The sequence below is a fragment of the Sutcliffiella horikoshii genome, assembly GCF_020524325.1.
Lineage (GTDB): Bacteria > Bacillota > Bacilli > Bacillales > Bacillaceae_I > Sutcliffiella_A > Sutcliffiella_A horikoshii_D.
Map to the genome: position 1 here is coordinate 173,479 of NZ_JAIVKY010000005.1, position 19,306 is coordinate 192,784.

Annotated in this window: 22 protein-coding genes; 16 read left to right on the forward strand and 6 right to left on the reverse strand. The window is 38.8% G+C overall.

Annotation, left to right across the window (positions count from 1 at the left end; all coding sequences use genetic code 11):
* The first annotated feature begins 16 nt into the window (after window positions 1-16).
* The 3 genes from treR (at window position 17) to LC091_RS05695 (ending at window position 3,735) form a co-directional block, all read left to right on the forward strand.
* On the forward strand, window positions 17-724 hold the full coding sequence (gene treR / locus LC091_RS05685; RefSeq protein ID WP_226681000.1) for a trehalose operon repressor: 708 nt from the start codon (window positions 17-19) through the stop codon (window positions 722-724).
* Window positions 725-876: 152 nt separating this feature from the next.
* On the forward strand, window positions 877-2,688 hold the full coding sequence (gene pepF / locus LC091_RS05690) for an oligoendopeptidase F (RefSeq protein WP_226681002.1): 1,812 nt from the start codon (window positions 877-879) through the stop codon (window positions 2,686-2,688).
* A 144-nt stretch (window positions 2,689-2,832) separates the two neighbouring features.
* A complete protein-coding gene (locus LC091_RS05695; RefSeq protein ID WP_226681003.1) occupies window positions 2,833-3,735 on the forward strand; it encodes a chemotaxis protein in 903 nt (300 codons plus the stop codon).
* 59 nt (window positions 3,736-3,794) lie between these two features.
* On the opposite strand, the gene LC091_RS05700 is transcribed toward LC091_RS05695, so the two are convergent.
* From LC091_RS05700 to LC091_RS05715, 4 genes are all read right to left on the reverse strand, one after another.
* Window positions 3,795-4,277 (reverse strand): YkyB family protein, encoded by a 483-nt coding sequence (locus LC091_RS05700; RefSeq protein WP_226681005.1) that lies wholly within the window; start codon window positions 4,275-4,277, stop codon window positions 3,795-3,797.
* A gap of 73 nt (window positions 4,278-4,350) precedes the next feature.
* On the reverse strand, window positions 4,351-5,862 hold the full coding sequence (locus tag LC091_RS05705; RefSeq protein WP_226681008.1) for an HD-GYP domain-containing protein: 1,512 nt from the start codon (window positions 5,860-5,862) through the stop codon (window positions 4,351-4,353).
* A 95-nt stretch (window positions 5,863-5,957) separates the two neighbouring features.
* Entirely contained in the window at window positions 5,958-6,458 is a 501-nt protein-coding gene (locus LC091_RS05710) for a L,D-transpeptidase family protein (protein WP_226681326.1), read from the reverse strand.
* A 525-nt stretch (window positions 6,459-6,983) separates the two neighbouring features.
* Entirely contained in the window at window positions 6,984-7,880 is an 897-nt protein-coding gene (locus LC091_RS05715) for a metallophosphoesterase (protein ID WP_226681009.1), read from the reverse strand.
* Between the two features lie 142 nt (window positions 7,881-8,022).
* Between LC091_RS05715 and fadH the strand changes: the two genes are divergently transcribed.
* The 5 genes from fadH to LC091_RS05740 all read left to right on the forward strand — a co-directional run bounded on the left by fadH (window position 8,023) and on the right by LC091_RS05740 (window position 11,997).
* A complete protein-coding gene (gene fadH / locus LC091_RS05720; RefSeq protein ID WP_226681011.1) occupies window positions 8,023-8,790 on the forward strand; it encodes a 2,4-dienoyl-CoA reductase in 768 nt (255 codons plus the stop codon).
* A gap of 168 nt (window positions 8,791-8,958) precedes the next feature.
* A complete protein-coding gene (locus LC091_RS05725) occupies window positions 8,959-9,531 on the forward strand; it encodes a LysM peptidoglycan-binding domain-containing protein (RefSeq protein WP_226681012.1) in 573 nt (190 codons plus the stop codon).
* Between the two features lie 83 nt (window positions 9,532-9,614).
* Entirely contained in the window at window positions 9,615-10,832 is a 1,218-nt protein-coding gene (locus tag LC091_RS05730; RefSeq protein ID WP_226681014.1) for an EAL domain-containing protein, read from the forward strand.
* 65 nt (window positions 10,833-10,897) lie between these two features.
* Window positions 10,898-11,137 (forward strand): hypothetical protein, encoded by a 240-nt coding sequence (locus LC091_RS05735; protein WP_226681016.1) that lies wholly within the window; start codon window positions 10,898-10,900, stop codon window positions 11,135-11,137.
* A 179-nt stretch (window positions 11,138-11,316) separates the two neighbouring features.
* Window positions 11,317-11,997, forward strand: coding sequence for a DUF3993 domain-containing protein (locus LC091_RS05740; RefSeq protein WP_226681017.1), 681 nt, complete (start codon window positions 11,317-11,319; stop codon window positions 11,995-11,997).
* 118 nt (window positions 11,998-12,115) lie between these two features.
* Here the strand turns inward: LC091_RS05740 and LC091_RS05745 are convergent, their stop codons facing one another.
* Complete coding sequence (locus LC091_RS05745; protein ID WP_226681018.1) at window positions 12,116-12,352, reverse strand: glutaredoxin domain-containing protein; 237 nt, start codon at window positions 12,350-12,352, stop codon at window positions 12,116-12,118.
* 215 nt (window positions 12,353-12,567) lie between these two features.
* Between LC091_RS05745 and LC091_RS05750 the strand changes: the two genes are divergently transcribed.
* The 7 genes from LC091_RS05750 (at window position 12,568) to LC091_RS05780 (ending at window position 17,489) form a co-directional block, all read left to right on the forward strand.
* Window positions 12,568-12,807 carry a YkuJ family protein gene (locus LC091_RS05750; RefSeq protein ID WP_148964985.1) on the forward strand — a complete coding sequence of 80 codons (240 nt, stop codon included), beginning with the start codon at window positions 12,568-12,570 and terminating at the stop codon, window positions 12,805-12,807.
* A 43-nt stretch (window positions 12,808-12,850) separates the two neighbouring features.
* Window positions 12,851-13,237: a YueI family protein gene (locus LC091_RS05755; RefSeq protein WP_226681020.1), complete on the forward strand. Its 387-nt coding sequence runs from the start codon at window positions 12,851-12,853 to the stop codon at window positions 13,235-13,237.
* Between the two features lie 14 nt (window positions 13,238-13,251).
* On the forward strand, window positions 13,252-13,395 hold the full coding sequence (locus LC091_RS05760; protein WP_168864073.1) for a hypothetical protein: 144 nt from the start codon (window positions 13,252-13,254) through the stop codon (window positions 13,393-13,395).
* 607 nt (window positions 13,396-14,002) lie between these two features.
* Window positions 14,003-14,521: a ribonuclease H-like YkuK family protein gene (locus LC091_RS05765; protein WP_010192720.1), complete on the forward strand. Its 519-nt coding sequence runs from the start codon at window positions 14,003-14,005 to the stop codon at window positions 14,519-14,521.
* 32 nt (window positions 14,522-14,553) lie between these two features.
* A complete protein-coding gene (gene abbA, locus LC091_RS05770; RefSeq protein WP_226681022.1) occupies window positions 14,554-14,724 on the forward strand; it encodes an antirepressor AbbA in 171 nt (56 codons plus the stop codon).
* Between the two features lie 548 nt (window positions 14,725-15,272).
* Complete coding sequence (gene cbpB, locus LC091_RS05775) at window positions 15,273-15,734, forward strand: cyclic-di-AMP-binding protein CbpB (RefSeq protein ID WP_226681024.1); 462 nt, start codon at window positions 15,273-15,275, stop codon at window positions 15,732-15,734.
* 228 nt (window positions 15,735-15,962) lie between these two features.
* Window positions 15,963-17,489, forward strand: coding sequence for an MDR family MFS transporter (locus LC091_RS05780; protein WP_226681026.1), 1,527 nt, complete (start codon window positions 15,963-15,965; stop codon window positions 17,487-17,489).
* Window positions 17,490-17,524: 35 nt separating this feature from the next.
* Here the strand turns inward: LC091_RS05780 and LC091_RS05785 are convergent, their stop codons facing one another.
* Window positions 17,525-18,265 (reverse strand): sulfite exporter TauE/SafE family protein, encoded by a 741-nt coding sequence (locus LC091_RS05785; RefSeq protein ID WP_226681028.1) that lies wholly within the window; start codon window positions 18,263-18,265, stop codon window positions 17,525-17,527.
* Between the two features lie 122 nt (window positions 18,266-18,387).
* On the opposite strand from LC091_RS05785, the gene LC091_RS05790 reads away from it, so the two are divergent.
* The gene (locus tag LC091_RS05790; protein ID WP_226681029.1) at window positions 18,388-19,266 is read left to right on the forward strand and encodes a LysR family transcriptional regulator; all 879 of its coding nucleotides are present in this window, start codon (window positions 18,388-18,390) and stop codon (window positions 19,264-19,266) included.
* Window positions 19,267-19,306: the final 40 nt, after the last annotated feature.

Genomic DNA, 19,306 nt, shown 5'->3' on the forward strand with positions numbered 1-19,306 from the left:
CTGTAGGTGGTAGAAAATGAAAAATAACAAATATCATGCAATTTATCAGCAGCTGGTAATGAAAATAGAAAGACAAGACATCATGGCTGGAAGTAAGCTTCCGTCGGAGCATGATTTGATGGAACTTTTCGATACTTCAAGAGAAACGGTAAGAAAAGCTTTAAATCAACTTGCTCAGAACGGTTATATTCAAAAAGTCCGTGGAAAAGGCTCGATTGTGCTAGCACGTGATAAATTTGATTTTCCCATTTCAGGCTTGGTCAGCTTCAAGGAATTAGCAGAGAAAATGGGTAGACCTTGGGAAACAGTAGTGCACGAACTAGAATGCGTTGTTGGCTCCTCTGACTTAGAGTCTAAATTAGGAGAGAGGGACTTGTGGAAAGTGGTACGTTCTCGCAAGGTGGATAATGAAAGTATCATCTTGGATAAAGATTACTTCATCAAAAGCCAAGTGCCTTATCTAGACACAGAAATTTGCAGTTACTCCATCTATGATTACTTGGAATCGGAAAGAGGAATGCAAATAGCTTTTGCCGATAAAGAGGTAACAGTAGAGGAAGCAACGGATGAGGACAGACAGCTGTTGGACTTGAATGGTTTAACTCATGTCGTTGTGGTAAAAAGTATCGTCCACTTGGATGATGCAAGTCCTTTTCAATTTACGGAATCGCGTCACCGTTTGGACAAATTCCGATTTGTTGATTTTGCTAGAAGAATGAAGTAAGAACATGGAAAGGCACTCTTATTTAGTCGAGAGTGTCTTTTTTATTTCTGTAAATATTTTAATTTTCAAATATATCATTTAAATTCCTCCTTTCTTCTTATATAATGGGTATATAAAAGATTCGATTATCGAAATAAATGGAGGGGAAGTACATGGCACAGGTATTGAATAAAGCATTAAAAAGAGAGGAAGTTCCGGTAGAGCAAACTTGGAATCTTGAAGATTTGTTTGTTTCCACAGAAGAGTGGGAGCAGGAGTTGCAAGGGGTCCAAGAGGATCTTTCGACTGTCACTCGTTATAAAGGGAAAGTTGTGGAAGATGCGAAAACATTACTTATGTGTTTGAAGGATAAGGATTCATTGACAGAAAGAGTTGTGAGGGTGATGACATACGCATCCCTGAAGCAATCCGAAGATGGAACGAACCCTGTAAACCAAGCGAATTCGACTCGTGTTGGGGGCATGCTTTCCAAATTCAGCGCCAGTATATCATTTTTTGAATCTGAAATTCTTCAATTGGATGAAGATGCGTTAAATGCATACATAGTAGAAGAGCCGGAGTTGGAAGAATATAAAAAAACCTTGATGGACGTACTGGAAACAAAGCCACACAAACTTTCACCTGAGGCAGAAGAAGTACTTTCTGCCTTTGGAGAAGTGCATAATGCACCATATACTATCTATCAGAGAAGTTTAATTTCGGATATGAGATTTCCTTCATTTTTTACTAATGATGGACAGGAGCATCCGTTATCTTTTAATTCTTTTCCTAATTACGAAGGTTCTTCCAATACAGAATTACGTAGAAAAGCCTACCAAACTTTTATCGATACACTTAAACAATACAAGCATACGTATGCCGCTACTTATGCAACAGAAGTTAAAAAACAGGTGGTAGAAGCACGTCTGCGAAACTATGATTCTGTAACGGATATGCTTCTTCATGACCAACAGGTGACAAAAGAGATGTATCATAATCAGTTGGATACCATCCAAAATGAGTTGGCCCCACATATGCGCAGATATGCTGAATTGAAAAAGCGAGTGTTAGGTTTAGAGACTATGCATTTCTGTGACTTAAAGGCTCCACTAGATCCTGATTTTAACCCTGAGATCACCTATGAGGAAGCATCTAAATTAATTTTAGAGTCATTGGAAGTGATGGGACCTGAATATATGGAGATCATGGAAGAAGGGGTAAACAATCGTTGGGTTGACTTGGCTGATAACGTAGGGAAGGGTTCTGGTGCTTTTTGTTCTAGTCCGTATGGTGTTCATCCATACATTTTAATGACATGGAGTGACTCTATGAGGAATGCCTATACACTTGCCCATGAATTGGGTCATGCAGGGCACTTTCGCTTAGCGGGCAGATACCAGAAGCTTTCTAACACCCGTCCATCAAGGTATTTTGTAGAAGCGCCTTCCACTATGAATGAAATGCTCTTAAGTCAACACATTCTATCTCAGCCGAATGATGAAAGAATGCGCAGATGGGTAATCCTACAATCTTTAGGGACGTATTATCATAACTTTGTGACACATATTCTTGAAGGGGAACTTCAGCGCAGAGTATACGATCTAGCAGACAAAGGAACTCCTATCACCGCCAATGTTCTATGTGAACAAAAGACCGCTTTGCTTTCTGAATTCTGGGGAGATGCAGTGGAAATGGATGAAGGAGCTGGTTTGACCTGGATGCGACAGCCTCACTATTATATGGGGCTCTATCCTTACACCTACTCAGCGGGACTTACTGCTTCTACAGCTGCAGCCAAACAAATTCAGGAAGAAGGCCACACGGCTGTAGAACGTTGGCTATCGGCATTAAAAGCAGGAGGCACATTGAAACCACTAGAATTAATGCAATTGGGTGGAGTTGATATGACAACACCTGAACCAATTAAGACAGCTGTCGCTTATGTCGGTTCATTGATTGACGAACTAGAAAAGAGCTTTTCCTAAACCACTTCAACACCCTATCTCATTGCGGATAGGGTGTTTTTAGCCTTTTGCGAAATGACGAAGCTTTGTCTATCAACATTCCCGCTTTTAACCCGATAAAAAAAGAAGAGAAAAAATAGTTAAGAACGGAAGGGCGTATTATTTATGGAAAAAACAAGTGGTATACTATTAGACTCTGGTACAAATGAAGTGGAATTTCTTGAATTTCTTCTCGGAAGTACCAGCTTTGGCATAAATGTCTTAAAAGTAAGGGAAATCATTAAGCCTGTAGCAGTGACCAAAATCCCTCATTCCCATAATAACGTTGAAGGGATTATCGAACTGAGGGGAGAAGTTCTGCCAATCATAAATCTAAGAAGGGCATTACATATAAAAGAGAAAAACGAGTTTTTAGAAGAAAAATTCATTGTTACAGAATTCAATGGCATGAAAGTCATTTTACGAGTAGATCATGTAACTCAGATTCACCGTTTATCATGGGCTGAGATGGAGAAACCGGCTTCCTTACAGCATGGATTTGAAGATCATATCACTGGAATCATCAAACAACCGTCTCAGATGATCCTTCTGTTGGATGTGGAAAAGATTATGTTTGATATATATCCTAATCTGGATAAAGAAGCGTCCCGACTTCATGAAAATCTTAACCCTGCTCGGAGTGAAAAACGTATTATCATTGCTGAAGATTCCCCGATGTTGAGAAAACTTCTAGAAGAGACTTTGCTAAGTGCAGGATTTGAACATATTCAATTCTTTGAAAATGGCAAAAGTGCATGGGATTTCATGGAGACCGTAGTGAAAAGTGGAGAGCAAATCGTAGACTTGTTAATTACGGATATAGAGATGCCTCAAATGGATGGTCATCACCTCACGAAGAAAATCAAGGAAGATAGCGTTCTTTCAAAGATACCCGTTATCATATTCTCTTCCCTGATAACAAATCATCTCCGACATAAAGGGGATCAAGTAGGAGCGAATGCTCAAATCAGCAAACCTCAATTGACAAAGTTAGTTGAATTACTAGATGAGCAGCTATTAATTAACTGAGCTTTTTAAAGGAATGAAAAGCCCAATCTACTAAAAGATTGGGCTTTTGTCGTTCTTTGTTATAAGTAGCTCTCACCAAGCTTTTTAAATACAGGCTTTTGATACTGCCTCTTTGTATGATTTTTTTGTCCATCTGTCGGTTGGAAATTTGTGTACCGTTGAAGTAAACTTTTCGCTACAGATAAGGACATGTTAGCTTTGGGATTACGATAATGATCATTTAGCTCTCCAAGATGCGGCAATTCTGAGAAGTCTTCTTTTGTAGGTGGAAGATGAAAGTAATATTCCCCTGCCAATACAAGGACGTCAGATTGTTGGCGGCTGTTCTTTGGGTTTCTTGAAAAATGCAATCCTTTTTTAGTAGCTTTGCCTTCGGTGATAAGTTTCTCTAAGGCTTTTCTTTTTAAGGTATAGAGAAACTTTGGATCCGGCGCGGTTTTTGCATGCCGATTTACAGTAAAGATGGCACGTGAGAGGTTTTCGATAGAAGATTCAAGAGGGGAATCGGTTTTTCTTTGGTTTGAATAACTTTTATTATGCATAATAGGCTCCTTTCCTTTTCCTTATTATACTGTGCCTTCACGTAAAATGGAAGGGTTGCTCCAACTTCATCCATTATTGGGCTGAAGCTAGAGCATGTTCTGTGTCTTTTTTCATAAGTGAGGTGAAGATATCAACAAACTCCGGGTCCCATTGGGTGCCTCTTCCACTTTGCAAAATAGCCAAAGCTTTTTCTTTTTTCATCCCCAACCGATATGGACGATCTGATGTCATGGCGTCATAGGCGTCGGCGACCGCGATGATTCTGCCGAAAAGAGGAATCTCGTGACCAATTAATCTATCAGGGTACCCATTTCCATCAAAGCGTTCATGATGGTTTCTGACACCTGGTATTAATGGAGACATTGCCTCTTTAGGTTGTACTTGATCTAAGATTGTCGCCCCAAGCAAAGGGTGTCGTTTTATTTCTTCGAATTCTAATTCTGTAAGCTTTCCATCCTTTAATAATACCTCATCCTTCACTCCGATTTTGCCGATGTCATGAAGAAGGGCGGCGTTTTTTAGCAGCTCAAGTTGATGTGGAGGCATTCCCGCCTTTTGGCCAATTAATACAGAGTATCTGCTTACCCTTAATGAATGTCCTGCCGTATATGGGTCGCGTGCGTCAAGGGTGGTTGAAAGGGTTTGATAGAAACTTTCCATCAACAGCCTATTGGTTTCATTTCTCTCCTCAAGTCCTTGCACCATGGAGTTAAAGCCTTGAATTACTTGGGAAAATTCATCTGAATACAATTCCTTAGCGGGTGATAGATTGTTATTTTTTACGTTTTGCATTCCTTTTAACAGTTGAGTAATGGGTTGGATGATGTCTTTAAATAACAAAAAAGCACCAAAAGAAGAAAACGCGGCAGCAATGAGAAGAATCAATACTCCCCAATTCCAAAAATCTATTTCCAAAGTAAGGGTTTCAAAGCGAACTTCGGTTGCTAAACTAAATAAAAGTACGGGGAAAATTCCGATAAATAAGGTGCTTACTAAAAATTTTGTACGCAAGGAAACTATTATATCCCCATGTATGGATAAAGATAGGCGGTATAAATCCTGTGTAGTTTCCTGTAGATAATCCAAAACAGGCCTTATTGCTTTAACTGTAAGGAAATACTCTATAAACGCATGCATTCCAGCGATTAACACAGCACCAAGTGAAGCAAGAAGTACATACCGATATGGCATGTTTAAGAACCCGAACCGTATGCAGATTATCGCAAGGATGATGGCGGGAATGGAAAGTCCAAGCAGGTGGGGACCTATGATTCTTTTAACTGTTATTATAGGAAAACGCTGAATATGTAAAAAAGCTTTCTGGTAATCAGTATATGTATTATCTGTATTAGTAAGGATAACTTTGATGGGGTGCAGTTGCTTGTGAAAAGCATAAGATTCACAAAGGACCATGTTAAATGCAGAAGTTAGTAAAATGCTAATCATTATATTTATTTCAGAAAGGGATAGGTTTAAAGTAGAAAAGATAAGTATGCCCCCTACCCCGAGAACTGCAATGGAAGAACCAAGAATATAATTTATGATAAGTTGTTTAACAAAACGAGTATATGTTTGCTGATGCAAGAAATCCCTTCCTTTATCACTAAATATTTCTAGTACAATTATAATCAATCTTACCGGCATGTTCTAGTATATTTGTTGGATATGAAAAGGAAATATTATTGAGGGCGAATTAGAACTCTGGTCCCATTAGGTACTATTGAAGCAAGTTGAAGGACATCTTGGTTATTCATCCGAACACATCCGCGAGATACAGCTTTGCCAATAGAGCTTGGATCGTTCGTTCCATGAATTCCATAAGATAATTTGGACAGGGAGAGCCACATTGCACCAAAAGGGCCACCAGGGTTTGGTTGTCGGTTTACGATAATATAATTGCCAACAGGGGTTTCAAAGAGCATCCTGCCGACTGCAATTGGATATGTTTTGATGATGGTCCCATTTTCTTTCAGAACCAACTTCCTATTCGCGATGGATATTTCAATGGAATAGGGGATGGTATTTGCATCAGGCAGACCGGGGATGATAATTTGTTGACCCGGAAATATTACATTAGGGTTTGATATGGAATTTACAGCCAAAATTTCAGTTAATGGCCTTCGATAATCCAACGAAATAGAACTAAGCGTTTCTCCCGGCCTCACAACATGTACAGCCAACATACTAACCTCTTTCATAATAAATTTGTTGTTAAAAAGGTCGTTTAGCATGAAGAGTTTTATAGCTGTGGATTGGAGCAAAAGGTGAAGAATCCAGTGGGGGAGTAGCGACAATGTTGAGACCCCGCAGGCGAAGGCCGAGGAGGCTCAAGGTCGCCCCACGGAAAGCGAAGCCATTTGCGGAAATCAACAGCGGTGTGTAACAATCATTCTAAAAAGCCGATGCAGAGTGTGCAGCGGCTTTAGGTTCGACAATCCATTATCTATAATAAGGATAAGGTGGATACGGTCTTGGGTAAGGTCCATAATAAGGGTATGGTGGGTAAGGTGGATAATAAGGTCTAGGAGCTAAAAGAGTACCTACCGCCAATCCCCCTAAAAACGGAAAAAAAGGAAACCCGAAACCTAATCCTCCTATAAATCTGTTATTCGGGTAGTTTCGATACATAGACATATGCCTCCTTTATAGGGTCTCTATAAGGTATGGCAATGTTAAAGGGTGTGCGCTTGTCTAGGTTAGCCCATTTATTGACGTTCTAAAGTGAAAAATGTAATTTCAGGCGGCGCCAAAAAGCGGTAAGGCTCTCTGGTAGTACCTAAACCTTTATTCACATATAAAGTCAAATCATCCAATTGATAAAAACCTTCATAAAACTTAGATCCAAGAGGAGGAGTAATAAGCGGACCTAAGAAGGGAATCTGTACTTGTCCTCCATGGGAGTGTCCGGAAAGTTGAAGATTTACATGAAACTGCTCTGCTATAGAGTCAGCTGCGTCCCCTTCATGGGCCAATAATATTGTATAAGCGTCTTCAGGGATATCACGCAGGGTTTCATTAAAATCAGGTCTCCCCAGCATCAAATCATCCACACCAGCAATGAATATTTGACTTTTGTCTATTAACTCTATAGTCGTATTCTCATTTTTTAACACGGTGAAATCGGATGACTCCATAATTTCCTCATAGGTCTCTGTTCCATATCCTCCATGATCGTGGTTTCCGTAAATAGCAAATTTCCCAAGTGGAGCCTTAATTTGTTTCAAAATATTTATCAGGTTGTAGGAACCATCATACTCTAGCGGATTATCCATTAGATCTCCAGTAAAAAAGACAATATCAGGTTCCTCTTCATTGATTAAGCGTACTACTTTTTCTAATTCTGCCTGCCCGAAATGATGGCCAACATGCGTATCAGAAAATTGAGCAATCTTTATTCCGGAAAAACTTTTAGGAATACTAGGGTGCTTAACCGTATGCTTTAATAAGTTCATTTGTTTTGGTTCTATATATCTAGCATAAAAATAGCCTGCACCAGTTGTCAGCAAAGCGGTGAAGACTATTGTAAAGATGCGTTTAAAAAAGCCACGTCTCGTCATTTTACTCATATATATACCAACCTTACCTATTATAATATCAATCATTATAGCACCTTTTAGAGGTGAATTTCTCTTTCTATCTTTCTACTTTTATATGGAAACTTTTTGTATAAAATCAATAAAACATTTTAATTATTTTGAATATTAGGTTAGAATAGTATAGAGACATAGGATTGGGGGAGAATTTATGGGAGAAAAGAAAGTTGCCATCGTAACAGGTGGCTCTAGCGGTATGGGGAAATATATGGCTTTGAAGTTCGCTCAAGAAGGTTATAATGTGGTGATTACCGGTCGTGATCTTGATCGTCTTGAACAAGCTAAAGAGGAGATTGAGGGACATGATGGTGAAGTCTTGACCGTACAGATGGATGTAAGAGAGCCTGAGCATGTAGAGAGAATGGTGAAGTTGACGGACGAAGCATTTGGTAGAATTGATGTGCTGATCAACAATGCAGCAGGAAACTTTATCTGCCCAGCTGAAAAGTTATCTGTTAACGGGTGGAAGTCTGTCATTGACATCGTCTTGAATGGAACGTTTTATTGTAGCTCTGCCGTGGGCAATTATTGGATGCAAAGAAATTTTAAGGGCAGCATGATTAACATGGTAGCTACTTATGCTTGGAATGCCGGAGCAGGTGTGGTCCACTCTGCCGCAGCGAAAGCAGGGGTTCTATCTCTTACAAGAACCCTTGCGGTAGAGTGGGGAACAAAATACGGAATCCGCGTGAACGCAATTGCTCCAGGACCTATCGAAAGAACTGGTGGGGCAGACAAGTTGATGCAATCGGAAGAAGAAGCTAAAAAAGTTGCGGAAAGTGTCCCATTGAAGCGTTTTGGAACACCTGAAGAAATTGCAGAATTAGCATTTTTCCTTAGCTCCGAAAAAGCCGCCTACATAAATGGAGAATGCGTAACAATGGACGGCGGCCAATGGCTACAACCATTCCCGTTTTAAATAATAGAGATTTATAGTCGTCCCGTGGAAAGCGGAGCCGTTTGCGGAAATTAACAGCGGTTGTAAGAGAGAAGCTCGAGTAAAGCATTTTATTGCTTTACCGGGCTTTTTTTCATACTTGTATACATGTTTTGCTCATACTAAGCAAAAACAACAAGGAGGAAACCAATGAGCATCTATTACAAGTATGACTGGGACGAACAAAACAAAGAACTGACCGTCTATATAAACCCAACAGAAGCATTCTATGAATTTTCTGTTGAATACGCTGGTACCCATGAAAAATTATCTAAAAGAAAAAACCTTCTAGATGCAGCAAGAAAGTTGGCATCAGAAGTATTACCTAAAGGGAAAGAAGTCAAAAGTTACCGCGTGAAATTTCAACAGTTTCTCATAGCTGTACTCGATGAAAAGAATGGAGCTACAAGAGAATTTTTGGAAGGACCTGCTTGCGGAAGTTACAAAGTGAAGCAAAATGAAACGTTAAAAGATTTATCGCAAATGTTTTCGGTTGATGAAAATAGCTTAAGAAAGGTAAATCAGCTTGATCGTGATACCTTATTTGTTGGGATGAATCTAAAGGTGCCTTGTTATCTCCATACAGTGGTCACTTCCGACAGTTTAATGAAAATAGCTCAAAGATATGATATTTCACGTGAATCTATCCGGCAGTTAAACGACCTTCATACTGATTGTTTAAAAATCGGACAAGAACTTAAGGTCCCTAAAAGATTGCAATAAAATCCTTTCTCTTATATTTTCGCGTCATAAATTGCCCTATATCATGATATAATCGTTCCAAACAAGGCAAAGGGGAGAACGAGATGGATCCACTTGATATTATGACAAATATCGAAAAGGTCACCCCTTATTATCAAGCTATTTTCAGTGCCGATTCACAAGAAGTTATTGGGTATGAAGTGCTTGGAAGGTTCCAGATGGAAAACGGTGATGTAAAAAGTTTAGGGGCATTTTTTCTTGACAATACAGTGCCTGGGGAATACCAGCTTGAAGTGGATAAGGTTATCATAAATAAAGCTCTAAGCTATTATACCGAGCAAAATTGCTCGTTGAAGTTATTCTTTAATCAAAATGCAGAACTTCTCTTGGAAGATCAGGGTGAAACCTTGCTTGAACTCTTTTTGTCATATGTTCCAAAAGGGTTAGATCTTGAGAATATTGTTATTGAAGTAGATGAACATTCTTCTAAAGAAGGTGAAGAATTTCTTCAGCATCTTTTCAATTATTATAAGACATACGGAATCCAACTTTCTGTAGCAAATATCGGGGATGCCGGTACAAATATGGATCGAATTGGACGCTTGAACCCTAATATTCTAAAGGTTAATTTAGAAATTCTTCGTCAGTCACATGAAGTCACAGCTCATCAAGATATCTTGCATTCTTTATCCATCCTATCTAGAAAAATAGGAGCCGCATTGATGTATGAGAATATGGAGGCATCTTTTCAATTACAGTATGCTTGGAGAAATGGTGGAAGGTACTATCAAGGTTACTATTTGCACAAACCTGGACCGAGTTTTATTGACATTAACCATGCTAAAAAAATTCTTGTAGAAAAGTTTCAACAGTTTATTCGTTATGAAAAAAGGAAATTACATGCTATTCACCAATTTACCGGAATGCTTCAAACTAGACTTCAGCCACTTATTTTGAAAGGGCATAACCTTGAAGAATATGATGAATGGTTGCACTCTATTGCAGACGAACTTACAAAGATTAGCTTTCGTATGTATGTTTGTGATGAAGATGGATTCCAACTTTCCTCCAATCTATTAAAAAATAATGGAAAGTGGAGAGCAGATGGCAGTTATAAAGGGAAGAACTGGAGTTGGAGACCTTATTTTCTTGAGCATGTCATGAAAATGACCATGGAGAAAAAAGGGATAATATCGGATTTGTATAGTGATATCGAATCTGGCGAAAATGTTCGGACCTATTCTTGTCTGATTACTCAAAATCGGTTCCTGTATGTGGATATTTCTTATGAGTATCTATATGAAAACCAGGATCTTTTATAAGCAATGAATAGAATTTATCTGTTTGTTTACCTTAAGAGTATAATTTGCTCGGTGAGGTGATTGAAATGGGTTCTTTTGATTTTATTTTGGCAATTTTAGCATTAATTATTGTTGCTGGTGCGATGGTCTATACGTATAAAATTGGACGTCAAGCAGATACACAGGCAACAACCCAAGATTCTTCCATTAGTGGAAAAGTTCAAGATCATTATGTGATGAAAAACCCTGTTTTTGTAGCTTTGTTTATCGCAACGATATTGATACTGTTGTATATAGTATATGCTGCACTTCGGTCTAGCTGGTAACTACGCAAGCCCTTACAGAAATTGTAAGGGTTTTTTGTGTTTGGAGTTAAGCCAGGAGGGTAGTGGTAAAGAGAGTGAATAATTTGTCAGTTTTCAACGTAATTTTACGAACGGTTACAAACCCTTGTCCACTCTGTTCTTGATACAATTAGAACACATCATCTGAGGAGGAGAATGGATTGCTTAAAAATATGACAGGAATTATTGCCATCATAACTATACTATTTTTCGGTTCAAGCTATGCGAGTGCAGAACAATCCCCTTTAGACCAAGAAGTTTATTCCTTTTTGAAAGATGCGTTTCAATCTCAACTTTCCCTGGGAGAAACACATCATTCGTTAGAGGAAATTGATCAAATACTAGATCCATATTTTACAAAAGAGTATCAGGAATCCTTTCTTAAAGAGCACTTATTTAAGGAAGATGCAGGCTATATAACGTATGGAACCGACTTTCCCGCCTATTATATTCCATTCTTTACTTATGATGAAGAAACGAAGGTGATAGAAGGCGAAGTTGGTGAGAAGATCGTTTATGAATTTTTTGCTTCAGATGAGGATATGCCAAGCCTTTATGATGACCACTATGAGTATGTAAAGCTACGAGAAACCTCATCAGGCTGGATAGTGAAGGATTATGGGTTTGAATATGAGATTCCCGATTTTGTGAAAAGCAGTGAAAAAAAACAAGTGGAAACCATTATCAATACAACCACCAAAAATGAGGATAGTCTGAATAGAATTTTTCCATTTGGAATGTTTGCATATCCCTTTTTTCATACATTCCCAGTAACCATACCTATGTTGACATCTCATTTACTTCTTGATTTCAATCAGAATAGTTTCTTTGTGTCAAGATAACCCCACCAAAAAAGAGCGTCATTAAATACGCTCTTTTTTTGTTGGAGCAAATAAAAAGCTTTCTTCTACCATCCTATTAATGGTATGATGAATTCTCTTGCGATTGAAGCGTTGGACTTTATTCCTCTATGCCTAACAAATTTTGCAGCTTTGACAGGTCAAATCCTTTTACAACCTGCTCATCGACTGTTACAGTAGGAGTGGAATATGACTGTAATTCATGTACTAAATAATCTCTTGCTTCTAGATCCTCAGAGATGTCAATCACCTTATAGGAGATATTATGGTGTGTTAAAAATTGTTTTACCACCTGACACGGGGGACAATCTGGTTGAGTATAGACGGTTATATTCATGGATACAGCTCCTCGTAAGAAAAAATTCACAACTTCGCATGTTTTATTCGTCAATTTAGACTACAATAAAAGGGAAGTTATGTTCGAACACTATTATAAAATTGTATTCCTAGCTTTATTTTACCGGATATTGAAAGGTTTTGTAAAAAAAACGAATGGCCTTACAAAACAAGGTGAATGATATAGGTAGGAAGGAATAGAAGGAGAGTTGTTACATGTCACTATTAGTAGGGATTGTAAAAAGATTGAATGATTTAAAGGAAACATCAGAAGCAGGAAATGAACCAGCACAGCGTTTTTTTGAAGTAAACGGAGAAAAAGTGTGCAGCGTGAAATTCTTCGACAAGACCAATACATATGAATTAGAAGTATTTCTAAAAGGGGAAAGCCCTAAAACATATCAATTTGACAATATTGATATGATCGCTATTGAGATATTTGACCTAATCCACTAAGAATTCCAGGGAAACCCGGCATTTCAAAATGGAGGGAAGTTACATGGGGAAAAACATTGATGATTATATAGACAAAGGACTTAAGGGGACACCTGAAACAAAGCCAAGTGAGAGAAGGGAATATCTTTCACAACTCCGTGAGCGAATTATTCTTGCCTTGACAAATGGCCAAGTAATCCAGCAAAAACCTTATAAGCCTATTGCAGAGTTAATGAAAAGATACCCTTCTTCCAAACTGTATCTGGATGGGGATTTGGATTATATGCATCTATCCAAATATATTCGGATTGCTAATGAAAACAATATCCCATTTACCATTGTCGACGATAAAGCATCCTCTACCAATATCGGACTAGTCCTATCTAGTCCTACAGCAATTGATAAAGAAGATATCTTTGTTACAAAGGAAGAGTTTCAACGACATTCTTAATAGGAGTGGTTTACATGATGCCAACGGTTCACTGTCCAAAGTGCAATCGCGAAGAAGAAATGGATAAAGTACTTACTGCCCATTCAAATCAAAATGTCATGTATCGATGCCCACATTGTGCGTATTCGAAGTCACAAATCCAAACGAGTAAAGGTTAACCAGGCTGTGTCTCCGCAGCCTGGTTTTTTTAAATACCATGATTTCCGTTCCAGGCGCTTCGCTTGCCTGCGGGCGGTCCGTGAGCCTCCTCACAACGCTTCAGGGGTCTCACCACTCCATTCCTCCCGCGGACGTCGCGTCTTCCACTCCAATCAACTAGGGACTTCATTCATTTAAGGGTATATGAAAAAGCATCTAACTCAGTTAACTGGATAAGCATAAACGTAACATCTACCATTTACCCAATTTTCAGCTGTGTATTGGAGCAAATGGCGAAGACTCCAGCGGGGAAGTAACGGTAGGTTGAGACCCCGCAACGAAGTGAGGAGTCTCAAGGCACCGTCCCGCGGAAAGCGAAGCCCTTTGCGGAAAGGAACAGCGGTTGATCAATCAATAACCCCAGGAGGATTTTTTACCTGTTTTTTTGCGTTTATCTATTCTATTTTTTGCTGAAAATTCATTGGAATTCACGTATAAACTTCTGATAATCGCGACAATAATGTAGATATATTTGTCATCCAAACAGCATGAATGAAGAAAACACTACTTTTTTGGGAGAAAGGAACATATAAGTATAAGGGAAAGTACGGAAAAGGAAGTGGATAAATGGATAACCCCAGCAAGTTTATTAATATTACCCACGGCTACCTTACTTTTGAACAAGCTTATGAAAAGATCCTTTTGTTTATCCAAAAAGACGTGAGGGCCCCATACTTATTATCTATCGGTACCGATTCTCATGTTCATCAACAGGAAACGAAGTTCATGACAGCGGTGCATCTGCATCGGGTCGGTAAGGGTGCATGGGGTTGTGTAAGGCCATACATCGTCAATAGAGCCATTAGAAGCCTGCATGAAAAAATTTCGCTTGAGACTGCTTTAAGTCAGGAAATCGCGATGTTATTTACAATGGAAAAATTGGAAAAGATACAAAATCTTTTACTGCCGCATTTGGAGCACGGCGCGGATTTCCATTTTGAAATTCATCTCGATATTGGACAAAAAGGTGCTACAAAAGATTTCATTCAGGAAATGACAGGCAGGATTACTGCCATGGGCTTGGATGCCAAAATAAAGCCGGACGCATATACAGCTTTTTGTTATGCAAACCGCTATACAAAGTAAAACCAATCATGGAAAGGAGTGTACATGTTGCAATGGTGACTTTAACGCAAGAAGAAAAGGATTTGCTGGTAACTTTATTGATATCTACTGACGTGGCCAAAGAATTGGTAATCAGTGAAATAAATGATATAGAGGTAGGGCAAAAGGAACTTGAAACTAGAACCTATCAAAAACTGATTGAATTGTATGACAAAATTTCATAATGAGTTATCTACCTGTAGCTGCCTAATCTAGGGCAGTTTTTTTGTTGATTAGTTTTCAGTATCCGGGAGGAAGGTCCTCATCGCTGTAATGAGGACCTTAGTGAGGAGGAATTAAGTAGAGAGAAGTCTTCATCACTATGAGGACCTTAGTGGGGAGGGATTAGGTAGAGAGAAGTCTTCATAAGCGTTATGAAGACCTTAGTGGGAAGGAATTAGGTAGAAAGAAGTCTTCATAAGCGTTATGAAGACCTTAGTGGGTAGAAATTAGGTAGAAGAAAGTCTTCATAACCGTTATGAAGACCTTAGTGGAGAGGAATTAAGTAGAGAGAAGTCTTCATCGTTGTGGCCCGTCCAATATGGAAAGCGAACTCCACAAGCTGTATGTTTCTATAATTGTATATTTCTAATCTATCCTTTGTCGAAGGAAGACGATAATTTTATTTGGGTTAAAATTCGAGTCCAAGTCATATTTGTGCTACAATGATATTGGTCAATTACACAAAGTAGCATATAGTATTAGAGAGTAAATAAAGAGAGGAAGAACATTTATGATCAGCCTCCAAAGTAGTAAAGTATTAGGAGCAACTATTAAAGATTTGATTATTCCAGCCGAACGGGTGGCGCATGTACAAATAAAGAATAATTTGGAACACGCCTTACTAGTTCTAACTAAAACAGGTTATACTGCTGTACCTGTCCTAGATCCTAAATATAGGTTACATGGTCTTGTAAGTACTACCCACATTATGGATTCTATACTTGGTTTAGAGCGAATCGAATTTGATAAACTTGAGCATATGATTGTTGAAGATGTAATGAATAGAGAACTTCCTTGTTTAAAGGTATCGGATACCGTGGAAAAGGGCTTGGAACTTTTAATTGATCATCCTTTTGTCTGTGTGCAAGATGAGGAAGATGTATTTGAAGGTATACTGACCCGACGTACAATTTTAGACAGATTGAATACACATTTTCAAACGAATGAAACGGAAAAAGACCCGGAAGCATAGGGTCTTTTTTTATTACAGGAGTTTTGTCATGGAACGAGGCGAACGATGCCAGATTTGTTCAATAAAGTGTGGTTTTGTCATGGGACGAGGAGAACGATGCCAAAGTTGTTCAATAAAAAGTTGAAGGTTGCATTAATTCAGTTAAAAGGTACAATTTACATAGAGTCACGAAATATATGCAAGCATACAAAGGACTAGTGTTAAACAATTGAGAGAGAAGGGGAAGAAATGGGAACTGCTACGCTCGAGAGGCATGAAGTGAAACAAGCCTCACCAAACAAAACGAAGAAGCCATTGGTGTTAGCGGCAATTATGCTTGCAATGTTCATGGCTGCCATTGAAGCGACGATTGTATCCACAGCCATGCCGGCAATTGCTGCGGACCTTGGGGGATTCTCTTTATACAGTTGGGTATTCTCTTCCTACTTATTAATGAATGCTGTGACGGTTTTAATATATGGCAAACTCTCAGATTTGTTTGGTAGAAAACCAATACTTACATTTGGAATCATTGTCTTTTTAATTGGATCTTTACTATGCGGAATGGCGACTTCCATTGAAATGCTAATCGTGTTCAGGTTTATTCAAGGTTTCGGTGCAGGAGCAGTTATGCCAATTGCCTCCACTATTGTGGGAGATATGTATACAAAAGAGGAACGGGCAAAAATACAAGGGTATTTATCGAGTGTATGGGGCATCTCTGCAATCTTAGGACCTGCTATAGGTGGATTGCTTGTGCAGTATGTTAGCTGGAGATTTGTATTCTGGGTAAATATCCCATTAGGCATATTAGCTATTATTGGTCTGTATCTTTTTCTACATGAAGGGGTGGAAAAGAAGAAGCACTCCATTGATTATGCAGGTGCCGGCTTGTTATTTGTATCTGTGAGTTCATTTATGCTTGTTATGGTAGAGGGCGGTGTAAGGTGGGAGTGGATATCAGCTCCTGTATTTAGTCTTATTGCCTTATCTGTTATAACTTTTATCTTTTTTATCTTGCAAGAAAAGAGAGCGAAAGACCCAATGATGCCTTTTGATATCTGGCAGGAACGGTCTATCCTGATTGCCAATAGCACATCATTGACAACAGGTGTCATGTTGATAGGTATTTCCAGTTTCTTACCGGCCTTTGTACAAGGTGTCATGGAAAGGCCGCCGATTGTTGCCGGCTTCACATTAACTACCATGTCCATTGGGTGGCCGATCGCTGCCATGATAGCAGGAAGGCTTTTGTTAAAAATAGGTTTCAGGACCACTTCCATAATTGGGGGAGTTGCGCTGATACTTGGTAGCATCATTTTTATGACCTTGAGTCCTGATGATGGGCCAGTCTGGGCTGCATTTGGTTCGTTCATGATTGGGGTCGGAATGGGCTTTTCCACAACAGCGTTCATCGTCTCTATACAAAGCACGGTTCCTTGGCAAAAAAGAGGAGTCGCAACAGCTTCCAATATGTTTATGAGGACGTTGGGAAGCACTATAGGAGCAGCGTTGCTTGGTGGGATATTGAACTCAAGAATCCAGGAGCATTTACGGGAAAATGGAGCTTTGGATCAATTCTCTTTGGATTCGACGACACTACTTCTTAACGAGGAACAGCGCAATCAACTTTCAGAATCCATGAGAGTATTGCTTCAGGATGGACTAACCTCCGCACTACAGACAGTTTACCTTGTAGTAGCAGGATTTGCGGTCATCAGCTTTTTATTAATATTGCTCTTACCTAAGAAAAATGAAGAAAGCGGCAACTCTTAAGATAACTAACTTAAGAGCTGCCGTTTTTTATTTTATTACAAAAGAATTTTTACAGACAAATAGATTATGAGGAAAATAGAAAACCCGCTAAGTAACTTTTGCCACGGAAGAAATGCCAGTGTGTTAGCCAACCTTATCGCAGTTTGAGCACCTAGGAAAGAGCCTATCCCAAGCGTCACCCCAACCCTCCAATCGAAATAGCCCATGGAGAAGTAAACCCAAAATGAGACCGTGCAGCTTGCAAACGTTTGGAGCCTTGTAAGTCCGATGCTGGTTATAAAAGAATGTCCTGCATTTAAGAAAGAATGCATAAGTAGAGTGGCTTGCCCGGGACCAAACAATCCATCGAAGGCACCAATTCCTATATAAGTTGGATAAAAGAGCGGAATAGGATTTCCGGTATTTTCTTTTTTCTTTAATTTCGATTTTACGATATTAAGAATCGTTGCAATAATCAACAACACCAAAGCAATTTTAAGTAAAATTTCCTCTGTAAGAAAGGCTGCCAGTAATGCACCACTGATCCCTCCAACGATAGTAAAAGGCACAATGGATAAACCAAGCTTCAGCTGAACTTGTTGCTTCTTCCGTATCGTGTAAAAGCTAGTAAATGAACTAAAAGAATTTGAAAACTTGTTTGCGGCAATAGCGGTATGAATGGGGACTCCTAAAAGGAGCATAGAAGGTAAATTAATAAGACCGCCGCCGCCTCCAAGGGTTCCGACAAATGTAGCGATAAAACCAATCAATGTAAGATAGTAGTATGGTGTTTCCATTTTTGTCGCCTTCTTTCAACATTACGTCATGTTGCTACTTCATTTTATGCTTTTAAAAGCCATAATGAAATGACATTAAAATTAAGATATACTATAAGAAAAACTTATATTGAGGGTAGTTTATGAACACTTCAGAATTTCAAATTTTATCGGTAATGGCAAAAGAAAAAAATATGAGAAAGGCTTCTGAACGCTTATTTGTTTCCCAGCCTGCTTTATCCCAAAGACTGCAATCCATTGAGAAAAACTGGAATACCAAAATATTCATCCGAACGCAAAAGGGATTATTAATTACACCTGCTGGTGAGAAAATTGTGGAATTTGCTGAAGAAGTACTTACAAAAGAAGCAAAGGTAAGAGAAGAAATTACTTCACTGGATAAAGAAATATATGGGACCCTAAAGATTGCAGTGGCAACGATTATAGGGCAATATTGGCTTCCTAAAGTATTGAAGAGGTTCATTCAAAAATATCCGAATGCGAAAGTCTCTCTTGTAACAGGGTGGAGCAGTGATATTGTAAAAAGTTTATATGAAGATGAAGTTCACTTGGGGATTATCCGAGGAAATCCGGAATGGAAAGGGGTAAAGAAACACTTACTCAGAGACAAACTTTACCTGGTAGATACGGAAATAAAAGAGCTTTCTGAACTGGAGTTTACAGAACGCCCATTTATCCAATTTAAGAGTGACTCGACATATTATCAAGAAATCCAAGTCTGGTGGCATAAGAAATTTCAGGCACCGCCAAAGCGCACAATTGTAGTAGATCAAATTGAGACATGTAAGCAGATGGCGTTGAATGGAATCGGTTATGCAATTCTGCCGTCTATTACTTTGCAGGATGATTATGACAACATCAAAAAAATTCCGCTCGAAGAAGATGAAGTAACCAATTTGCACCGTGATACTTGGTTAATCGGATATGAGTCCTCCTTTAATTTAAAGCAGGTAGAGGCGTTTCTAGAAGTATTAGATGAATATCATCATGGAGGAAATTGATAATACTATTAAGATAATATTGGATTATATTTAAAAGAAA

What these genes read in the sequence shown, in the direction of transcription:
- LC091_RS05745 (WP_226681018.1), bottom strand. Translation starts at nt 12,352, where the DNA reads ATGAATATAACCGTCTATACTCAACCAGATTGTCCCCCGTGTCAGGTG.
- LC091_RS05790 (WP_226681029.1), top strand. Translation starts at nt 18,388, where the DNA reads ATGAACACTTCAGAATTTCAAATTTTATCGGTAATGGCAAAAGAAAAA.
- LC091_RS05785 (WP_226681028.1), bottom strand. Translation starts at nt 18,265, where the DNA reads ATGGAAACACCATACTACTATCTTACATTGATTGGTTTTATCGCTACA.
- LC091_RS05765 (WP_010192720.1), top strand. Translation starts at nt 14,003, where the DNA reads ATGGATAACCCCAGCAAGTTTATTAATATTACCCACGGCTACCTTACT.
- cbpB (WP_226681024.1), top strand. Translation starts at nt 15,273, where the DNA reads ATGATCAGCCTCCAAAGTAGTAAAGTATTAGGAGCAACTATTAAAGAT.
- fadH (WP_226681011.1), top strand. Translation starts at nt 8,023, where the DNA reads ATGGGAGAAAAGAAAGTTGCCATCGTAACAGGTGGCTCTAGCGGTATG.
- LC091_RS05760 (WP_168864073.1), top strand. Translation starts at nt 13,252, where the DNA reads ATGATGCCAACGGTTCACTGTCCAAAGTGCAATCGCGAAGAAGAAATG.
- LC091_RS05780 (WP_226681026.1), top strand. Translation starts at nt 15,963, where the DNA reads ATGGGAACTGCTACGCTCGAGAGGCATGAAGTGAAACAAGCCTCACCA.
- LC091_RS05755 (WP_226681020.1), top strand. Translation starts at nt 12,851, where the DNA reads ATGGGGAAAAACATTGATGATTATATAGACAAAGGACTTAAGGGGACA.
- LC091_RS05735 (WP_226681016.1), top strand. Translation starts at nt 10,898, where the DNA reads ATGGGTTCTTTTGATTTTATTTTGGCAATTTTAGCATTAATTATTGTT.
- abbA (WP_226681022.1), top strand. Translation starts at nt 14,554, where the DNA reads ATGGTGACTTTAACGCAAGAAGAAAAGGATTTGCTGGTAACTTTATTG.
- LC091_RS05750 (WP_148964985.1), top strand. Translation starts at nt 12,568, where the DNA reads ATGTCACTATTAGTAGGGATTGTAAAAAGATTGAATGATTTAAAGGAA.
- LC091_RS05695 (WP_226681003.1), top strand. Translation starts at nt 2,833, where the DNA reads ATGGAAAAAACAAGTGGTATACTATTAGACTCTGGTACAAATGAAGTG.
- LC091_RS05715 (WP_226681009.1), bottom strand. Translation starts at nt 7,880, where the DNA reads ATGATTGATATTATAATAGGTAAGGTTGGTATATATATGAGTAAAATG.
- LC091_RS05730 (WP_226681014.1), top strand. Translation starts at nt 9,615, where the DNA reads ATGGATCCACTTGATATTATGACAAATATCGAAAAGGTCACCCCTTAT.
- pepF (WP_226681002.1), top strand. Translation starts at nt 877, where the DNA reads ATGGCACAGGTATTGAATAAAGCATTAAAAAGAGAGGAAGTTCCGGTA.
- treR (WP_226681000.1), top strand. Translation starts at nt 17, where the DNA reads ATGAAAAATAACAAATATCATGCAATTTATCAGCAGCTGGTAATGAAA.
- LC091_RS05725 (WP_226681012.1), top strand. Translation starts at nt 8,959, where the DNA reads ATGAGCATCTATTACAAGTATGACTGGGACGAACAAAACAAAGAACTG.
- LC091_RS05700 (WP_226681005.1), bottom strand. Translation starts at nt 4,277, where the DNA reads ATGCATAATAAAAGTTATTCAAACCAAAGAAAAACCGATTCCCCTCTT.